Source organism: Micromonospora chokoriensis (genome assembly GCF_900091505.1).
GTDB classification, from domain to species: domain Bacteria; phylum Actinomycetota; class Actinomycetes; order Mycobacteriales; family Micromonosporaceae; genus Micromonospora; species Micromonospora chokoriensis.
In genome coordinates this window covers 2,126,298-2,143,035 of sequence record NZ_LT607409.1, presented here as the reverse complement: position 1 = coordinate 2,143,035, position 16,738 = coordinate 2,126,298, and the positions used below count along the sequence as shown (strand labels likewise).

At 70.1% G+C, this 16,738-nt stretch carries 13 protein-coding genes and 1 pseudogene; 5 read left to right on the top strand and 9 right to left on the bottom strand.

The window, feature by feature from the left end; translation table 11 throughout:
• Positions 1-259: 259 nt before the first annotated feature.
• Entirely contained in the window at positions 260-664 is a 405-nt protein-coding gene (locus GA0070612_RS10130) for a cobalamin B12-binding domain-containing protein (RefSeq protein ID WP_088987674.1), read from the bottom strand.
• Positions 665-1,157: 493 nt separating this feature from the next.
• Here GA0070612_RS10130 and GA0070612_RS10125 point away from each other — a divergent pair, with 493 nt between their 5' ends.
• Positions 1,158-1,865, top strand: coding sequence for a M23 family metallopeptidase (locus GA0070612_RS10125; protein WP_088987673.1), 708 nt, complete (start codon positions 1,158-1,160; stop codon positions 1,863-1,865).
• A gap of 273 nt (positions 1,866-2,138) precedes the next feature.
• Positions 2,139-2,909 (top strand): M23 family metallopeptidase, encoded by a 771-nt coding sequence (locus GA0070612_RS10120; RefSeq protein ID WP_088987672.1) that lies wholly within the window; start codon positions 2,139-2,141, stop codon positions 2,907-2,909.
• 71 nt (positions 2,910-2,980) lie between these two features.
• On the opposite strand, the gene pcrA is transcribed toward GA0070612_RS10120, so the two are convergent.
• Complete coding sequence (gene pcrA / locus GA0070612_RS10115) at positions 2,981-5,386, bottom strand: DNA helicase PcrA (RefSeq protein ID WP_088987671.1); 2,406 nt, start codon at positions 5,384-5,386, stop codon at positions 2,981-2,983.
• Positions 5,387-5,711: 325 nt separating this feature from the next.
• Here pcrA and GA0070612_RS10110 point away from each other — a divergent pair, with 325 nt between their 5' ends.
• Positions 5,712-6,107: a chorismate mutase gene (locus GA0070612_RS10110; RefSeq protein WP_197699342.1), complete on the top strand. Its 396-nt coding sequence runs from the start codon at positions 5,712-5,714 to the stop codon at positions 6,105-6,107.
• Positions 6,108-6,290: 183 nt separating this feature from the next.
• On the opposite strand, the gene GA0070612_RS10105 is transcribed toward GA0070612_RS10110, so the two are convergent.
• The 7 genes from GA0070612_RS10105 to GA0070612_RS10075 all read right to left on the bottom strand — a co-directional run bounded on the left by GA0070612_RS10105 (position 6,291) and on the right by GA0070612_RS10075 (position 14,493).
• Positions 6,291-7,304 (bottom strand): ABC transporter ATP-binding protein, encoded by a 1,014-nt coding sequence (locus GA0070612_RS10105; RefSeq protein ID WP_088987669.1) that lies wholly within the window; start codon positions 7,302-7,304, stop codon positions 6,291-6,293.
• On the bottom strand, positions 7,297-8,325 hold the full coding sequence (locus GA0070612_RS10100; RefSeq protein WP_088991387.1) for an ABC transporter ATP-binding protein: 1,029 nt from the start codon (positions 8,323-8,325) through the stop codon (positions 7,297-7,299). Before GA0070612_RS10100 ends, GA0070612_RS10105 begins: the two co-directional genes overlap by 8 nt.
• Before the next feature lie 25 nt (positions 8,326-8,350).
• Positions 8,351-9,319 carry an ABC transporter permease gene (locus GA0070612_RS10095; RefSeq protein WP_088987668.1) on the bottom strand — a complete coding sequence of 323 codons (969 nt, stop codon included), beginning with the start codon at positions 9,317-9,319 and terminating at the stop codon, positions 8,351-8,353.
• Complete coding sequence (locus GA0070612_RS10090) at positions 9,312-10,238, bottom strand: ABC transporter permease (protein ID WP_088987667.1); 927 nt, start codon at positions 10,236-10,238, stop codon at positions 9,312-9,314. Before GA0070612_RS10090 ends, GA0070612_RS10095 begins: the two co-directional genes overlap by 8 nt.
• A gap of 148 nt (positions 10,239-10,386) precedes the next feature.
• Positions 10,387-12,027, bottom strand: coding sequence for a peptide ABC transporter substrate-binding protein (locus GA0070612_RS10085; protein ID WP_088987666.1), 1,641 nt, complete (start codon positions 12,025-12,027; stop codon positions 10,387-10,389).
• 580 nt (positions 12,028-12,607) lie between these two features.
• Positions 12,608-13,294 (bottom strand): response regulator, encoded by a 687-nt coding sequence (locus tag GA0070612_RS10080; protein ID WP_030337843.1) that lies wholly within the window; start codon positions 13,292-13,294, stop codon positions 12,608-12,610.
• 2 nt (positions 13,295-13,296) lie between these two features.
• Positions 13,297-14,493 (bottom strand): ATP-binding protein, encoded by a 1,197-nt coding sequence (locus tag GA0070612_RS10075; RefSeq protein WP_231924615.1) that lies wholly within the window; start codon positions 14,491-14,493, stop codon positions 13,297-13,299.
• A gap of 224 nt (positions 14,494-14,717) precedes the next feature.
• On the opposite strand from GA0070612_RS10075, the gene GA0070612_RS10070 reads away from it, so the two are divergent.
• Positions 14,718-16,508, top strand: a complete 1,791-nt coding sequence (locus GA0070612_RS10070) for a PspC domain-containing protein (protein ID WP_088987665.1) — start codon at positions 14,718-14,720, stop codon at positions 16,506-16,508.
• Positions 16,505-16,735, top strand: a pseudogene (locus GA0070612_RS10065) (hypothetical protein); the annotation flags it as partial. The gene GA0070612_RS10070 and the pseudogene GA0070612_RS10065, both read left to right, overlap by 4 nt.
• Between the last annotated feature and the right edge of the window lie 3 nt (positions 16,736-16,738).

Genomic DNA, 16,738 nt, shown 5'->3' with positions numbered 1-16,738 from the left:
GGGGCGTCGTTGAGTCAGGTGTCGGAGCGCTGAACAGCGCGATGACGGGAGACGGCCGATGCCCTGTCGGTCGAGGGGTGGCGGCGGGGCATCGTGCATAGAGGGGCCGGACGTGTGAGGGGTGCGTCCGGCCCCTCCCCCGTGCCCGGATTCGGTCGCCGGCTCGTGAGTGGGCGCCGCGGCGCGCCTCAGGGAAAGGGCGCGCCTCCGGGAAGGGGCGCGCCTCCGGGAAGGGGCGCGCCTCCGGAAACGGCGTGCCTCAGGAAACCGGCTGCGCGACGTTCTCTCGGACCCACTCGACAATCGCCTGAGTGGTGGCGCCCGGCGTGAAGATCTTCGCGACGCCCAGCTTCTCCAACTCGGGAATGTCGCCGTTCGGAATGATGCCGCCGCCGAACACGACGATGTCGCGGGCGTCCCGCTCACCCAGCAGTTCCAGCACCCGGCGGAAGAGGGTCATGTGCGCGCCGGAGAGCACGGACAGCCCGACCGCGTCGGCGTCCTCCTGGATGGCGGTCTCCACGATCTGCTCGGGGGTCTGGTGCAGGCCGGTGTAGACGACCTCCATGCCGGCGTCCCGCAGGGCACGCGCGACGACCTTGGCGCCCCGGTCGTGGCCGTCCAGGCCGGGCTTGGCGACGACGACCCGAATACGAGAGCTCATCAGCGCACACCTTTCACCGGCTTCACGGGCCTTCACCTGAACGAACGGTAACCCGGCGGACCCGGCCCGGGAAATCCGGGCCGGAAAGCCGCCTCGGTCACCGGCCGCCGCCTGCGCGGCGACCCGCCGTGAAGGTCCACGATCCGGGAAGGAGCGCCGACCGGCGAGGGCGGCGACCCGGCACTACCCGCAGTGGCGATCCGACACGGCCCGTAGTCAAGTCGGACGAGTCCGCCGGATCGGTCACGCTCGGCGACGAACGGGCAGCATCGAGGGCACCGTTCGGCGTCGCGATGCGTGACAATAATGGACGCAAACGGACAGAACGACACGCCAATTTCGCGCTCTAGCTTGTGACTCGTCTGGTGGTTGGCTAACGTGTCCACGGTTGTCATCAGGTCCATGGACGGGTGACGACGCGGTCAGCGGACGTTCAGGTGAGCTTCACGAACGCCCACCGGCCGCCTCGGAACCCCGACAACGGAGGGTGTGCGTGCGCCAGCGCCTGTCGTCTGAGCCCGATCGATATCGCGGTCGTCGCCGTGTGCCCACCCCACCGCGCAGCCGTTACGCCGCGGTCGTCACCACGGCCTTTGTCGGGGCCGGCATCGTCGCCCTCGGCGCGAGCGCCCTTCCGGACGCCAAGGACGTCAGCCCCACGGTCCTCGACGAGCTCAAGCAGGCGTCGGTCACCAGCCAGGACGCCGCGGCCCGGGCGGACAACGCCGACCGCGCCTCCCGGGACAGCCGCAGCAAGGACAGCGCCGAGCCCGAGGTGTGGCTGCTGCCGCTGCAGGGCTACGACTTCAACTCGCCCTACGGGGTGCGCTGGGGCAAGATGCACACCGGCGTCGACCTGGTCGCGAGCGAGGGGACTCCCTACGTCGCGATCCACGACGGGCTGGTCACCAAGGCCGGCTGGTTCGGCGGGTACGGCAACGTGGTGATCGTGCAGCACGCCGACGGCAGTGAGGCCATCTACGGTCACTCCTCCGCGGTGAGCGTGAAGGAAGGCCAGCAGGTCAAGGCCGGCGACCAACTCGGTCTGGTGGGCCAGACCGGCCACGCGTACGGCACCCACCTGCACCTGGAGATCCATGTCAAGGGCCAGCCGATCGACCCGGTGCCCTACCTCCAGGAGCGCGGAGTGGACATCAAGCTGCAAGTCGAGGCAATTTACAGCGAGGTAGCCGCGTCCTGACGCTACGTACCGACCGATGGCCGCCCGGATCGATTGATCTGGGCGGTTTTTCGTTGCGCCCGTCGCGCGGATGTGTGCCGGGTCACCGTCACGACTGTGACCGGTGACACGTCCACGCATGATCACTTATCCGGATACAGCACCCGAGAACGGCCCAAACATGGACGCTCACCACCTCGCCCATTGCCGGTGATCCGGTCCCCGCGCCTGCCCCGCCTCGGCCCGACACCAGTATTTCGAGGTCAAGTGCCCCCTCGACTGTGAAGGTCCGCCGTGCAGGAAGACAGCCCCGTCCAGAACGAGACCACCCCCGACGCCGCCGGGAACGAGCAGCCGCAGCGCGCCGGCCGGCGGAACCGCCTCATCGTGCTCAGCGCCGCCGCCCTGGTGGCCCTCGGCCTCGGTGGCATCGCCGTCGCCACCACCGGCAACGACCGTCCGGCACCGACCGCCGTCTCCCTCGACGCGCAGTCCCGGGCCGAGGCCGGCAGCCGGGCGGACCGGTCCGCCCGCGAGTCGAGCACGCCGGTCGCCCCCTCGGTCAGCCCCACGGCGAGCCCGTCGGCGGTCAGCGCCAGCCCGACACCCGCCAAGACGGCCACCGCCAAGGCCAAGCCGAAGCCGAAGAAGACCACCAAGCCCACGCCCGCCTGGGTCGACCCGATGCCGGGCGCAGCGGTCACGTCCTGCTACGGGCAGCGTTGGGGCACCCTGCACGCCGGTATCGATCTGGCGCTGCCCTCCGGCACGCCGATCCACGCCGCAGCCGCCGGGACCGTGACCCAGGCCGGCGACGCCTCCGACGGGTACGGCAACTCCGTCTTCATCGACCACGGCAACGGCTACCTGACCCACTACGCCCACCAGAGCCGCATCGCGGTCACCGTCGGGCAGAAGGTCAAGGCCGGCCAGGTCATCGGCTACGAGGGCGCCACCGGCGACGCCACCGGCCCGCACCTGCACTTCGAGGTGCACCAGGGCATGTGGAACCAGATCGACCCGGCCCCGTTCATGCGGGCCCGTGGCGTCGACCTGGGCTGCTGAACGACCGCCGCAGCCGGAAGGAGTGACCTCCGCCTAAGCGAAGGTCACTCCTTCCGTCACCTGCGCCTGGGTCAGAGCTTGTCGACCGGAGCGTGCCGGAGCACCAGCCACATGGTCTGGTCACCGAAGTCGATCTGTGCGCGGGCGCCCGGGCCATGCCCCTCGACGGCGAGCACCCGCCCCAACCCGTACCGCTGGTGGTTGACCCGGTCCCCGGCGGCCACCTTCGGCCCCTGCGGCAACTCGCTGGCCGTGGTCAGCCGACTGGCGTCCACGCCGAGCCGCTGGGCCAGCTGCGCCGCCTTCGGCGTACCCCCGGTGAAGGTGCCACGCGCGCCGGGCGCGCGGTCCGCGCGGCCACCGACGCCGCCGCCACCGCCGGCCCAGGAGGTGTACGACCCCTCGGTGCGCTCCCAGTGGACCAACTCCGTCGGCAACTCCTCCAGGAACCGCGACGGCGGGTTGTAGGACGGCTGCCCCCAGGCCGAGCGGGTCACCGCCCGGGAGAGGTAGAGCCGCTGTCGGGCACGGGTGATGCCGACGTACGCCAGCCGGCGCTCCTCCTCCAGCTCGCGGGTGTCGCCCAGCGAGCGCAGGTGCGGGAAGACGCCGTCCTCCAGGCCGGTCAGGAAGACCACCGGGAATTCCAGGCCCTTGGCGGTGTGCAGGGTCATCAGGGTGACCACGCCCTGGTGGTCGGGGTCGTCGGAGGGGATCTGGTCGGCGTCGGCGACCAGCGCCACCTGCTCCAGGAACCCGGCGAGGGTGGCGCGTTCCCCCTCCTCGCCCAGCGCCTCGATCCGCTCGGTGTACTCCCGGGCGACGCTGACCAGCTCCTGGAGGTTGTCCACCCGACCGGCGTCCTGCGGGTCCAGGCTCTCCTCCAGCTCGGTGAGGTAGCCCGAGCGGGTCAGCAGGGCCTCCAGCACCTCCTCCGGGGTGCCGGTCTCGGCCAGCTCACGGGCGCCGTCGAGCAGCGCGACGAAGTCGGCGATGCCGTTCGCCGCCCGGCTGGAGATGCCCGGCGCCTCCCGGGCCCGCCGCAGCGCCGCGCCGAACGAGATCCGGTCGCGGCTGGAGAGCGCCTCGACGCACGCCTCGGCGCGGTCGCCGATCCCCCGGCGGGGGGTGTTGAGCACCCGCCGCAGGCTCACCGTGTCGTCGTCGTTGACCACCGAACGCAGGTACGCGAGCGCGTCGCGGACCTCCTTGCGCTCGTAGAAACGCACCCCGCCGACGACCTTGTAGGGCAGGCCGACGCGGATGAACACCTCTTCGAAGACGCGGGACTGGGCGTTGGTGCGGTAGAAGACCGCGACGTCACCGGGGCGGGTCTCGTCGGCGTCGACCAGCCGGTCGATCTCCCGGGCCACCCAGTCGGCCTCGGCGTGCTCGGTGTCGGCAACGTAGCCGACGATCTGCTCGCCGGCGCCGGACTCGCTCCACAGCCGCTTGGGTTTGCGGGAGGTGTTGCGGTCGATCACCGCGTTGGCCGCGTTGAGGATGGTCTGGGTGGAGCGGTAGTTCTGCTCCAGCAGGATCGTGCGCGCGTCGGTGAAGTCCCGTTCGAACTCCAGGATGTTGCGGATCGTCGCGCCCCGGAACGCGTAGATCGACTGGTCGGCGTCGCCGACCACGCACAGCTCGGCCGGCGCCAGCCCGTCGGTGCCGGAGACCAGCTCCTTGATCAGGACGTACTGGGCGTGGTTGGTGTCCTGGTATTCGTCCACCAGCACGTGACGGAACCGCCGGCGGTAGCTCTCCGCGACGTGCGGGTGGGACTGGAGCAGGTGCACCGTGGTCATGATCAAATCGTCGAAGTCCAGCGCGTGCGCCTCGCGCAGCCGCCGCTGGTAGAGCGTGTACGCCTCGGCGAGGGCCCGCTCGTTGGGCCCGGTGGCCCGTGCGGCGAACTGCTCCGGGTCGACCAGCTCGTTCTTGAGGTTGGAGACCTGGGCGGCCAACCCGCGCGCCGGGTAGCGCTTCGGGTCCAGATCGAGCTCGCGGGCGACCAACTGCATCAGACGGCGGGAGTCGTCCGCGTCGTAGATCGAGAACGTCGACTTGAGACCGGCGTGCTCGTGCTCGGCGCGCAGGATCCGGACACACGCGGAGTGGAACGTCGACACCCACATCAGGCGGGCCCGGGGGCCCACCAACGCGGCGACGCGCTCCTTCATCTCGCCGGCGGCCTTGTTGGTGAAGGTGATCGCGATGATCTCGCCGGGGTGCACGTCCCGTGCGGCGAGCAGGTACGCGATCCGGTGCGTGAGCACCCGGGTCTTGCCGGACCCGGCGCCGGCCACGATCAACAGTGGTGAGCCGGCGTGGCTGACCGCGTCGCGCTGTGGCCCGTTCAGCCCGTCGAGCAGCTGCTGCGGATCGAGGCGGACGGCGGCAGGCCGGGGCCGGTCCGGGCGGGCCTGCGCGGACTCCGGCGCAGGCGGGGACGCGGGGATGTCGAAGAGAGGATGCATCGCCCGACAAGTCTATGCCGCCGGTCGGACACGTCGTCTCCGACGCTCAGCAGCTCGTGCCCGACCGCGTGCGGCCACCGCGGCGCGACCAGGTGGAAGAAAGATCCCCGATGCGCCGTCGAATGCTTGCGCGCCCGCCTCCGACGTGGGCATACTCGACGGCGTGATCGCTGCGCGCTACTACTTTTACTACGGCACCGGGAGTCCGGCTGCCGTGGGTCGCGCCTGATCGATTCAGACCTACGAAAGCCCCGGGCTCCTGGAGTCCGGGGCTTTTTCCGTCCCGGGTTCCGGGCACCGGGCACCACAGTGCGAGAGGTACCCGATGATGACAGACGTGATGGAGCAGAGCGGCGGCGCGACCCGGCCCGAGGCTGGGCAGCCTGCGGTCAACGGACACGAGACGGCGGCACCCGTGTCGCTGGCGGCGGAGAACACCGAGCGGTCCGAGGCGCAGACCGGCACCGAGGAGCCGTCCGCCGCCGCCCGGATCGTGGAGATCAGGGAACGGATCGACGAGATCGACAACGCGCTGATCGCACTCTGGCAGGAGCGGGCCGCGTTGTCCCAGGAGGTCGGGGCCACCCGGATGGCCTCCGGCGGAACCCGCCTGGTGCTCTCCCGGGAACGGGCGATCCTGGAGCGGTTCCGGGTCGCACTCGGTGCGGACGGCACCCAGTTGGCCCTGCTGCTGCTCCGCGCGGGCCGCGGCCCGCTCTGACCCTCCGCGCGGGCCGCAGCCCGCGGTAACCCTCCGCGCGGGCCGCAGCCCGCGGTAACCCGCTGCGGGACGCGGCAGCCCTCCGCGGGCGGCGCTACCCGGCGGAGGGCCGGGCCGCCCTTCACCGGACAGACGAAACCGCCTGCCGTCGTCGTGAGGACGTCGGCAGGCGGTCTCGGTGACTCACGCCTCGTGGCTGGCGACGATCTCGCGTCGCTCCGCGAAGTGGCAGGCGCTCGGGTGGTCCGAGCCCCGTCGGATCTCCAGCAGCGGGACCTGCTCGGCGCAGACGTCCTGCGCCTTCCAGCAGCGGGTCCGGAACCGGCAGCCCGAGGGCGGGCTGACCGGCGACGGCACGTCACCCGTCAAACGGATGATCGTCTTGTTGTTCCGCTGGGTCGGGTCCGGCACCGGCACCGCGGAGAGCAGAGCCTGGGTGTACGGGTGGGTCGGCCGCTCGTAGATCTCGTCCTCGGTGCCGATCTCCACGATCTTGCCGAGGTACATCACCGCGACCCGGTCCGAGAGGTGGCGGACCACCGACAGGTCGTGCGCGATGAAGACGTACGACAGCCCGAACTCGCCCTGGAGCTGCTCCAGCAGGTTCATCACCTGAGCCTGGATGGAGACGTCCAGCGCCGACACCGGCTCGTCGCAGACGATGATCTCGGGCCGCAGCGCGAGCGCCCGGGCAATGCCGATGCGCTGACGCTGACCGCCGGAGAACTGGTGCGGGTACCGGTTGATGTGCTCCGGGTTGAGCCCGACCAGGTCGAGCAGCTCGCGGACCTTGGCCCGGCGGCTGCCCTTCGGCGCGACCTCCGGGTGGATCTCGAACGGCTCACCGAGCAGGTCACCGACGGTCATCCGCGGGTTCAGCGAGGTGTACGGGTCCTGCATGACCAGCTGGATCTGCCGGCGCAGACGCCGCAGCGCACCACCGGACAGCTTGGAGATGTCCTGGCCCTTGTAGACCACGCTGCCGGCGGTCGGCTTCTCCAGGTTCATCAGCACCCGGGCGAGGGTCGACTTGCCGCAGCCGGACTCGCCGACGACGCCGAGCGTCTCACCGGCACGCAGACCGAACGAGACCCCGTCGACCGCCTTGACCTGACCGACGGTCTTCTTGAACACCACGCCCTGGGTGACGGGGTAGTGCTTGACCAGGTCGTTGACCTCGAGGATGTTCTCAGACACGGTTCACCAGCTCCTCGGCGAAGTGGCAGGCGCTGGCCCGGCCGGTGCCCACCTGCAGCAGCGGCGGGATCTTCTCCCGGCACACCGGCTGCGCCATCGGGCAGCGCGGGTTGAAGGGGCAGCCCGGCGGAATGTTCATCAGGTTCGGCGGGAGGCCCTTGATCGTCCGGAGCTGCTGCCCCTTCTCGTCGAGGCGCGGGATCGAGTCGATCAGACCCATCGTGTACGGGTGCGCCGGCTTGGCGTACAGGTCGTACACGTCCGCTTCCTCGACGATCCGGCCCGCGTACATGACCGCGATCCGGTCCGCGACGTCGGCGACCACACCGAGGTCGTGGGTGATCAGGATCATGCCCATCTGCCGCTCACGCTGAAGCTCCGCGAGCAGGTCCATGATCTGGGCCTGCACGGTCACGTCGAGCGCCGTGGTGGGCTCGTCCGCGATCAGCACCTCCGGGTCGAGCGCCAGCGACATCGCGATCATCGCGCGCTGCCGCATACCACCGGAGAACTGGTGCGGGTAGTTGTTGAACCGACCCTTGGCGTTCGGGATCTTGACCTGGTCGAGCATGTCGATCGCGCGCTTCTTGGCCTCCGCGCGACCCATGCCCCGCCGGACCCGGAACTGCTCGGCGATCTGGAACCCGACGGTGAAGACGGGGTTCAGCGCGGAGAGCGCGTCCTGGAAGATCATCGCGATGCCCTCGCCGCGGATGCGGCGGCGCTCCTCGGCGGACATGCGGAGCATGTCCTTGCCGTGGAAGCGGACCTGCCCACCGGTCACGAAGCCGGGCGGCGTGTCGAGGATGCCCATGATGGTCTGCGCGGTGACGCTCTTACCGGAGCCGGACTCGCCGAGCACGGCGAGGGTCTCCCCCGCGTCGACGTGGTACGTGACCCCGTTGATGACCTTTGCGACGCCGTCCCGGGTGCGGAACTCCACCCGCAGGTCGTCGACCTCGAGCAGCCGGCCGGAGGGACGCCCGGACCGGCCGGGGCCCGACGCTGACTGCTCGGACACGAGAATGTCGGACACTGGATATCCCCTAGCGGAGTTTCGGATCGAGGGCCTCGCGGACCGACTCACCGAGCATCACGAAGCTCAGCACTGCGGTGACGAGGAACGCGGCGGGGAAGAAGACCAGTCCCGGCGCGACCCGGACGAACTGCTGCCCATCGCTGATCATGATGCCCCAGGACACCACCGGCGACTTCAGACCGACGCCCAGGAACGACAGGGTGGCCTCGGCGCCGATGAACGAGCCGACCATGATCGTGCCGTAGACCAGCAGTGGGGCCAGGCAGTTCGGCAGCAGGTGCTTGAGGATGATCCGGCCGGTGCCGGCGCCCAGCGCGCGGGCCGCCACGATGTAGTCGGCCTCCTTGGTGGCGAGCACCGAGGAGCGCATCAGCCGCATCACGACCGGCCAGCTCAGCACGATCAGCGACGCGATCACCAGACCCATGATCTGGGCCTTGCTGTTGCCGGAGCCCGAGCCGTTGAAGGTGGTCAGGATGACGATCGCGCCGAGCACGAAGGGCAGGCCGAAGAAGACGTCGGCGATCCGGCTGAGCAGCGCGTCCACCCAGCCACCGCGGTAGCCGGAGATGATGCCCATCGTCCCGCCGATGAGCAGGGTGCCCATCACGGACAGCACGGCGACCACGACGGAGGCGCGGGCACCGTAGATCACCCGGGCGTAGACGTCGCGGCCCTGCACGTCGTAGCCGAACCAGCCGTCGGCGCCCGGCTTGTTGAGGCTGCGGGACAGCGAGCCGTTGACAGCGTCGCCCGGAGCGAACAGCTGCGGGAAGGCCGCCATCAGCAGGAAGATGACGATCAGCGTGGCCGAGATCCAGAACAGCGGCTTGCGCCGCAGGTCCCGCCACGCGTCAGCGAGCAGACCGCGCGGCTTTTCGTTGCTCTGCGGCTGGCCCGCGGTGGCGGGGGCGGCGGAGTCGGTCGGGTGTGCGCCAGGGGTGCTGACGATCGATGCGGTACTGGGGTCACTCATAACGGATCCTCGGGTCCAGGGCGGCGTAGAGCAGGTCAACCAGCAGGTTCATCACGAGATAAACCAGCACCAGGACGACCACGATCCCTACCACCGTGGCGCTCTCCTTGGTGATGATCGCGCGGTAGACCTCGCGGCCGATTCCGTTGATCTGGAAAATGCCCTCGGTGACGATCGCGCCGCCCATCAGGGCACCGAGGTCGGTGCCGAGCAGGGTGACCACCGGGATGAGCGAGTTGCGCAGCAGGTGCACACCCACCACCCGTCGCATCGGCAGGCCCTTGGCGATGGCCGTGCGCACGTAGTCGGCGCGGCGGTTCTCCGCGATGCTCGTGCGCGCCACCCGGGCGATGTAGGCCACTGACGCGCTGCCCAGCACGAAGCCCGGCACGATCAGCTCGGACCACCGCATCTCGGAGGAGACGGTCGGCTTGACGATCTGCCACTGCACGCCCAGCAGCCACTGCAGCACGAAGCCGACAACGAACACCGGCAGCGCGATCAGGAAGAGCGTGGAGACCAGGACCAGGTTGTCCAGGAAGCCGTTGCGGCGCAGACCGGTCAGCACGCCGGCGCCGAGGCCGATGACGGCCTCGATGGCGAGTGCCACCAGGGCCAGCTTCAGCGTGTTCGGGTACGCCGTGGCGATGATGTCGCCGATCTCGCGCTGCGAGAACGTCTGACCGAAGTCGCCCTGGAGCAGGTTCTTCATGTAGTTGCCGTACTGCACGAAGACGTTCTGGTCGAGGTGGTACTTCTCGGTCATGAAGGCGACGTACTGGTCCGGGCAGCGGCGCTCACCGCACTTGCCGGCGAACGGATCGCCCGGAACGGCCCAGACGAGCCAGTAGATCAGGAACGTCGTACCGATGAAGACCGGCACGAGTTGGAGCAGCCGTCTCAACAGATAACGGCCCATGGGGTGGTCCTCCAGACAGGGGGCGCGTCGGACGGCCGACACGGTGGTGACAACGTGCGAGTGGAGTGTTGTAACACCCACTCGCGGAACGGCCCCGGGTCGGGCTCACCGGATGTGGCGAGCCCGACCCGGGGTCAGACCGTTCGGATCAGAGCTCGACCGAGGTGATGTCGATCTCGCCGACGTTGTTCAGCTCGAGCTTCTTGATCTTCTCCGAGTGGCCGGACTGCTGGCCGTAGAAGTAGACCGGGATGCTCGGGACGTCCTGGTCGACCTTCTCGACGGCCTTGGCGAACGCCTCGTGCGAGGCCTCCAGGCTCGGCGCGGCGCTGGCCTGCTTGGCCAGCGCGTCGACCTCGGGGTTGCTGTACAGACCGTCGTTGGAGGAACCGCCGGTGATGAAGAGCGGGTTGACCCAGTTCTCCACGTCCGGGTAGTCCTGCTGCCAGGCAGCACGGTACGGGCCGGTCATCTTGTGGGCGTTGATGTTCTGGCGGAAGACCGCGAAGGTCGGCACGCCCTCGGCCCGAGCGTTGATGCCCAGGTTGGTCTTGATCTGCTGCGCGACGGCGTCCATCCAGTCCTTGTGGGCGGAGTCCGCGTTGTAGTAGAAGACCATCTCACCACTGAAGCCACCGGCCTCGGCGAGCAGCGTCTTGGCCGTCTCCGGGTCGAACTTGCAGGCGGTGCAGTTGCCCGGCTTGGCGCCCGGGGTCAGCGGGTTCGCCCAGCTGTCGGCCGGCTTGCGGGTGCCGAAGAAGATCTTGTCCGAGATCTCCTGCCGGTTGACGGCGAGGGACACGGCACGACGCAGCTTCGGGTTCTGGAAGCGCTTGTCGTAGATCGGGAACGCGATGAACGCGGTCGACGGGGTGACGGTGTTGCGGCCCCGGTCACCGAGGTCGGTCTTCCACTTGTCACCGGCGAGCGCCGAGGTGGGAACGACCTCCATGAAGTCGAGGTTGTTCGCCAGCAGGTCGGCGTAGGCGGCGTTGTCGTCCTGGTACAGCTTGACGTCGACGTCCTTGATCTTCATCTTGTCGCGAAGATTGTAGTCGTCGAAGCGCGTCAGCTTGATGAGGGAGTTGTCCTCCCACGACACGAACTTCACCGGGCCGTTGCCGATCGGCTTGCGGCCGAACTCCTCGGGCTTCTGGGTAAAGAACACGTCCGGCAGCGGCATGAAGGCGCTGTAGCCGAGCTTGGTCGGGAAGACCGCGGTCGGCGCTCCCAGGGTGACCTCGAAGGTCTGCTCGTCGATGACCTTCAGGCCGGACAGCTTGTCAGCGGTCGGCGTCGGGGCCTTCTTCGGGCCGTCCGGGCCGTCCGGGTCCGAGGTGTAGGTCTGGTCGAAGCCCGCGATGTCCGCGAAGAAGGTGCCGTTCTGCGCACCGTTCGGCGAGTAGGCGGCCCAGTTCCAGGCGTCGACGAAGTTCTTCGCCTTGACCTCGGTGCCGTCGTGGAACTTGGTGCCGGCCTTGATCTTGATCGTGAAGACCTTGGAGTCCGTGGTGTTGATGGACTCCGCCAGGGCGTTACGCGGGGCCCCACCGTCGTTCGGGTACTCGACCAGGCCGGTCCACAGCCAGTCGATGACCTTGCCGCCGCCGGTCTCCGTGGTGTTCGACGGGACCAGCGGGTTCTCCGGCTGGACACCGTGGACAACGATCGAGCCGTCCTTGCTGGCGGCGGCGTCGCCATCGCCGTCGCTGCTCGAGCAACCGCTCGCGACAAGCGCGGCAGCCGCGCTGAGCGCGATCGCGCTCGTCGCCCGCTTCGAGACTCTCATTCCGAGGGGCCTCCTCTTTCTAACCAGGTTCCGTCGTGGGTTTCACGCACGTTTGGGGGTGACACCGCCCGACCACCCCGGGGCGCGGGTCGCCGGGACCACAGGGAAGTTGGAGACACCCCTGATGTACCGATCCGCCGGGCTCCCCCGCCAACGAGGCGCGACACGACGCAGGAGACACAGCCACGAGCCGCCGCGAGCGGCGATGACGTGGTCGTGGGCCGTACGGAGTGCCACACACCGATGGTGAGGTGCTGCCACTGTGACACCCACTGGCCGCTTCCGTGAAGGTGCCGTTATCAAGCCGTTAGTTGCCCGCCACGTTGCCGATACTTGAAAAATGATCATAAAACGGTCGGCTCGGGCGGCACTGAGCAGGAAATACGTTGCGCCACCCGCGAAGCGGCTCTCGGCGCGCGCGCAAGCCTCGGGCCACCGGTGTCCGATCGGACGTCGGTCACCACTGACATTTCGACCCGTCTGGACTAGGTCGACTTCGGCTGCACGGACACGATCAGCGACTGGGTGGATGAGTGCGCCGAGATCGTTTCTCTGATCGTCGGCGCCGGGCGAGGGCCGGTCAGACGAGGCGGCGGTCCGCCGCCCAGCGGGACAGCTCGTAACGGTTGGACATCTGCAACTTACGGAGCACGTTCGACACGTGCGTCTCCACCGTCTTGATGGAGATGAACAGCTCCTTGGCAATCTCCTTGTACGCGTACCCCCGGGCCAAAAGCCGCAGCACCTCGCGCTCCCGGTTGGTCAGCTGGTCCAGCTCGGGGTCGGCCACCGGGGCGTCCGGTCGGGCCGCGAAGGCGTCCAGCACGAAGCCGGCCAACCGGGGACTGAACACCGCGTCCCCGTCGGCCACCCGGCGGATCGCCGCGGCCAGCTCGTCCGGAGAGATGGTCTTGGTGACGTACCCCCGAGCACCGGCCCGGATCAGCCCGATCACGTCCTCCGCCGCGTCGGAGACGCTCAACGCGAGGAACTTGACCTGCGGGTGGGTACGCCGCATCGCCTCCAGCACCGCCCGGCCGCCACCGTCAGGCATGTGCACGTCGAGCAGCACCACGTCCGGCCCGACGGCGGCGATCCGGGTGACCGCCTCGGCCACCGTGCTCGCCTCGCCCACCACCTCGACGTGGGCGCCCAACTCCGCGCGCACCCCCGCCCGGAACATGGCGTGATCGTCCACCAGGAACACCCGCAGCCGCTCGGGGCGCGCATCCGCCGGGTCGAGGTGCTCGGTCGACTGCTCGGCCATGGTCATCTGTTCCTCTCCGCTGCGGACGAGTCCCGGGAGATCGGCAGGATCAACCGAACCTCGGTCCCCTCCCCCGGGCCGGACCGGATCTCGGCCCGTCCGCCGTGCCGCTTCATCCGCCCGATGATCGAGCCGCTCACGCCGTGCCGGTGGTCCTCCACGGTATCCGGATCGAAGCCCTTGCCCCGGTCCCGGACGAAGACGCTGACCTGATCGGGCTCCACCTCCGCATAGAGGGAGACCGTCTGCACGCCGGCGTGGCGCGCCGCGTTCACCAACGCCTCCCGGGCGGCCGCGACCAGCGCGCCGACCTTCTCGTCGGTCTCCCGGTCACCGACCACCACCGCCTCCACGGTGATCGCGAAGGTGTCCTCGACCTCTGCGGCGGCCTGCTCCAGCGCGGCGGCGAAGCGCTCGCTCGGCGAGGCGGTGGGTTTGTACAGCCAGTTACGCAGCGAACGCTCCTGGCCCCGGGCCAGCCGCTGCACCATCTTGACGTCGCCGGCGTTGCGCTGGATCAGGGCCAACGTGTGCAGCACCTGGTCGTGCACCATGGCGGCCAGCTCGGCTCGCTCCTGCTCACGGATGCGGCCCTCGCGCTCCGAGCGGAGCTGACTGTACGTCCGCCAGAGCACCGGCGCGGCGACCACGCCGACCCCGGCCAGCCCGACCAGCGCGAAGATCACGCCATTGATCACGGCGTCGAAGTTCTGCGCCGGCGAGTAGACCGCCGCGACGCCGATGATGCCGACCGCGACCAGCACCCCGCCGCCGATGAACCGGAGCACGAAGGCCCTCCGGTCACTCTCCTCGACGACCGCGCCGAGCCACGGCACCGGCATCGTCTCGCCCCACTGCCGCCGCCGCTCCGGCGCGGACTGGTGCCAGATGACCCCGGCGCCGACCGCGATGATCGCCACCAGCCAGCCGGCGGTGCCCGCCGCGCCGACCGAGTCGAAGACCATCACCTGGATCAACAGGACACCGAGCCCGATCCCCACGAACGGCAGGAGTTGCGCCACGTCGCGCCGGGGCGGCACCGCCGTGTCACCGGGCCGCAGCGGGACCACCGCCCAGAAGGCCGCGTAGAGCAGCAGGCCGAGCCCGCTCAGCCCGAGCAGCACCATGAACGCGACGCGCACCCGCAGCACCGAGATGCCGAGATGGTCGGCGATACCGGCGGCGACACCGGCGGCCATCCGGTGCTCCGGGGCGCGGTACAGGCGCGGGGGCGTGGTGACGGTGCTGATCGGAGGCTCCCTGGTGGCGGTGGCAGGCTGGTCGTGGTCGGTGACTCGATCGTCACACGCTGCGGCCTCCACGACCACGGGGACGCCCCCGACATTCCGGCCGCCGGATCTCAGGGTGGGGTCAGGGTCGGGTCCTGAGGCCGTTCGGGTGCACCGGGCAGCAGGATCGAAGCATGACCGAGGAAGCTGCCCCGCCGCCCCGCCCGGGGTCGGCACCGCCGGAGGGCTCGTCACCGCCCGCACCGGCCGCGACGCCCGGCGCCTGGACCGACCCCAGCACGCCCGGCCCGCACCCGGGCGCCGCGCCTACCGATCCGTACGGCTACCAGCCGCCCACCGGCGCGAGCCACGGCCCACAGTTCGCGGACGGTGCCGGTTACGGGCCTCCCGGCGCACCGCCCGGACCGGGCGGCGGCCACGGCCCGTCCGCGCCGCCACCGCCGCTGGGCGGCACCGGCTTCACCTCCCGGTACGGGTTGGTCCGGCCGCGCGAGGGACGGTATCTCGCCGGTGTCTGCGCCGCTATCGGACGGGCCACCAACACCGACCCGGTGCTGTGGCGGGTGTTGCTCGCGGTGCTCGGGTTCTTCGGGGGCATCGGCATCCTGGTGTACGTCGCTGCCTGGCTGATCATCCCGAACGAGGGCGACACCGCGTCCCCGATCGAGTCGATGCTCGGGCGCGGCCGTTCCAGCATGTCGCCGGTGACCGTGATCATCCTGGGCATCCTCGTCGCGGCCAGCTTCGGCTACATCGTCACCGACGCCTTCCGGGCCGTGCTGCTCGGCGCGGCCATCCTGGTCGCCGGTGCGCTGCTGCTCAACCGGGACAGCCGCAACCAGCCGGCCGGCTCGCCCGGCGGGCCGATGTCGGGCGCACCGACCGGCACCCCACCGGGTCCGGTCCCACCGGTGACCTGGCCGGCCCCGTCGACCGGTGCCGTCCCGACCACCATGACAGCAGCGCCGATGGCGAGCGGCGAGGCCGCCCACGCCACCGCGACGACCGGAGGGACACCCACCGTGGCGTACGACGTACCGCCGACCGGTGGTCCGCAGCCGCCCGTCACCGGGCAGCCGGTGTCCGGCGTGGGCCCGGTGTCCGGGCAGCCGGGCGGCACGACGGCCATCCAGCCCGGCTGGCCGGCACCGACAACCGCGTGGCCGAGCACCGCCGCACCCGGCGTCGGCTGGCCGTCGGCACCGGTGACCGGTGCACCCACTGCCGCCTCCGGCTACCCGACCGCCACGCCACCGTCGGCCTACCGCCAGCCGTTCGCGCCGCACGGCCCGTACGCCTCGCCGACCGCGGCGCCGCCCCCGCCCAAGCCGCCGAAGCCACCGAAGCGCCCCAAGGAGCGGTCGCCACTGGGCGCGGTGACCTTCTCCCTGATCTTCCTGGTCCTCGGCATGGTCGCCCTGCTCGACCTGCTGGACGTGTTCTCCATCAGCGCCTCGGCGTACTTCGCGGCGGCGTTGGCCACCATCGCGCTGGGCCTGCTCGTCGGCACCTGGTTCGGGCGGGCCCGCTGGCTCATCGCGCTCGGCCTGGTGACCGCCGCGGCGCTGGGCACGGCGACGGTCGCCGAGTCCTACGACCGGATCCGCGGGGTCGACGGCGCGGTGACCTGGGCGCCCACCGACTACCGCGACCTCGCCGACCGGTACGAGAACAGCTTCGGTGACGCGGTGCTCGACCTGCGCGGTATCGACTTCGCGAAGCGGGACACGCAGGTCACCGTCGCCATCAACTTCGGAAAGGCCACAGTCGTCGTACCGCCGAACGTCGACGTCACCACGGTGGCCGACGTCAACGCGGGCGACGCCGACATCTTCGGCAACCGGTCCGGTGGGTTGGACGGTCGCCTGCGGGAGCTCACCGATGTCGGCGCCGACGGGCCCGGCGGCGGGACCCTGCGCCTCTACGTCCACGTCAATGCCGGCAACCTGGAGGTGACCCGGTGAAGGCTCACCGTACGGATCTGGTGTCGTTCGCCTTCGGGCTCGTGTTCCTGGCGTTGTCCGGCTGGTGGCTGCTCGCCCAACTGCTCGGGCTCGCCCTGCCGGCGGTGGGCTGGTTCCTGGCCAGCGCGCTCATCCTGATCGGCGTCTTCGGGCTGGTCGGCGCGCTGCGCTCGGGTCGGTCGCAGCCGCCGGAGGCGACCACCGAGGCCACCGGGGCCACCGGGGCCACC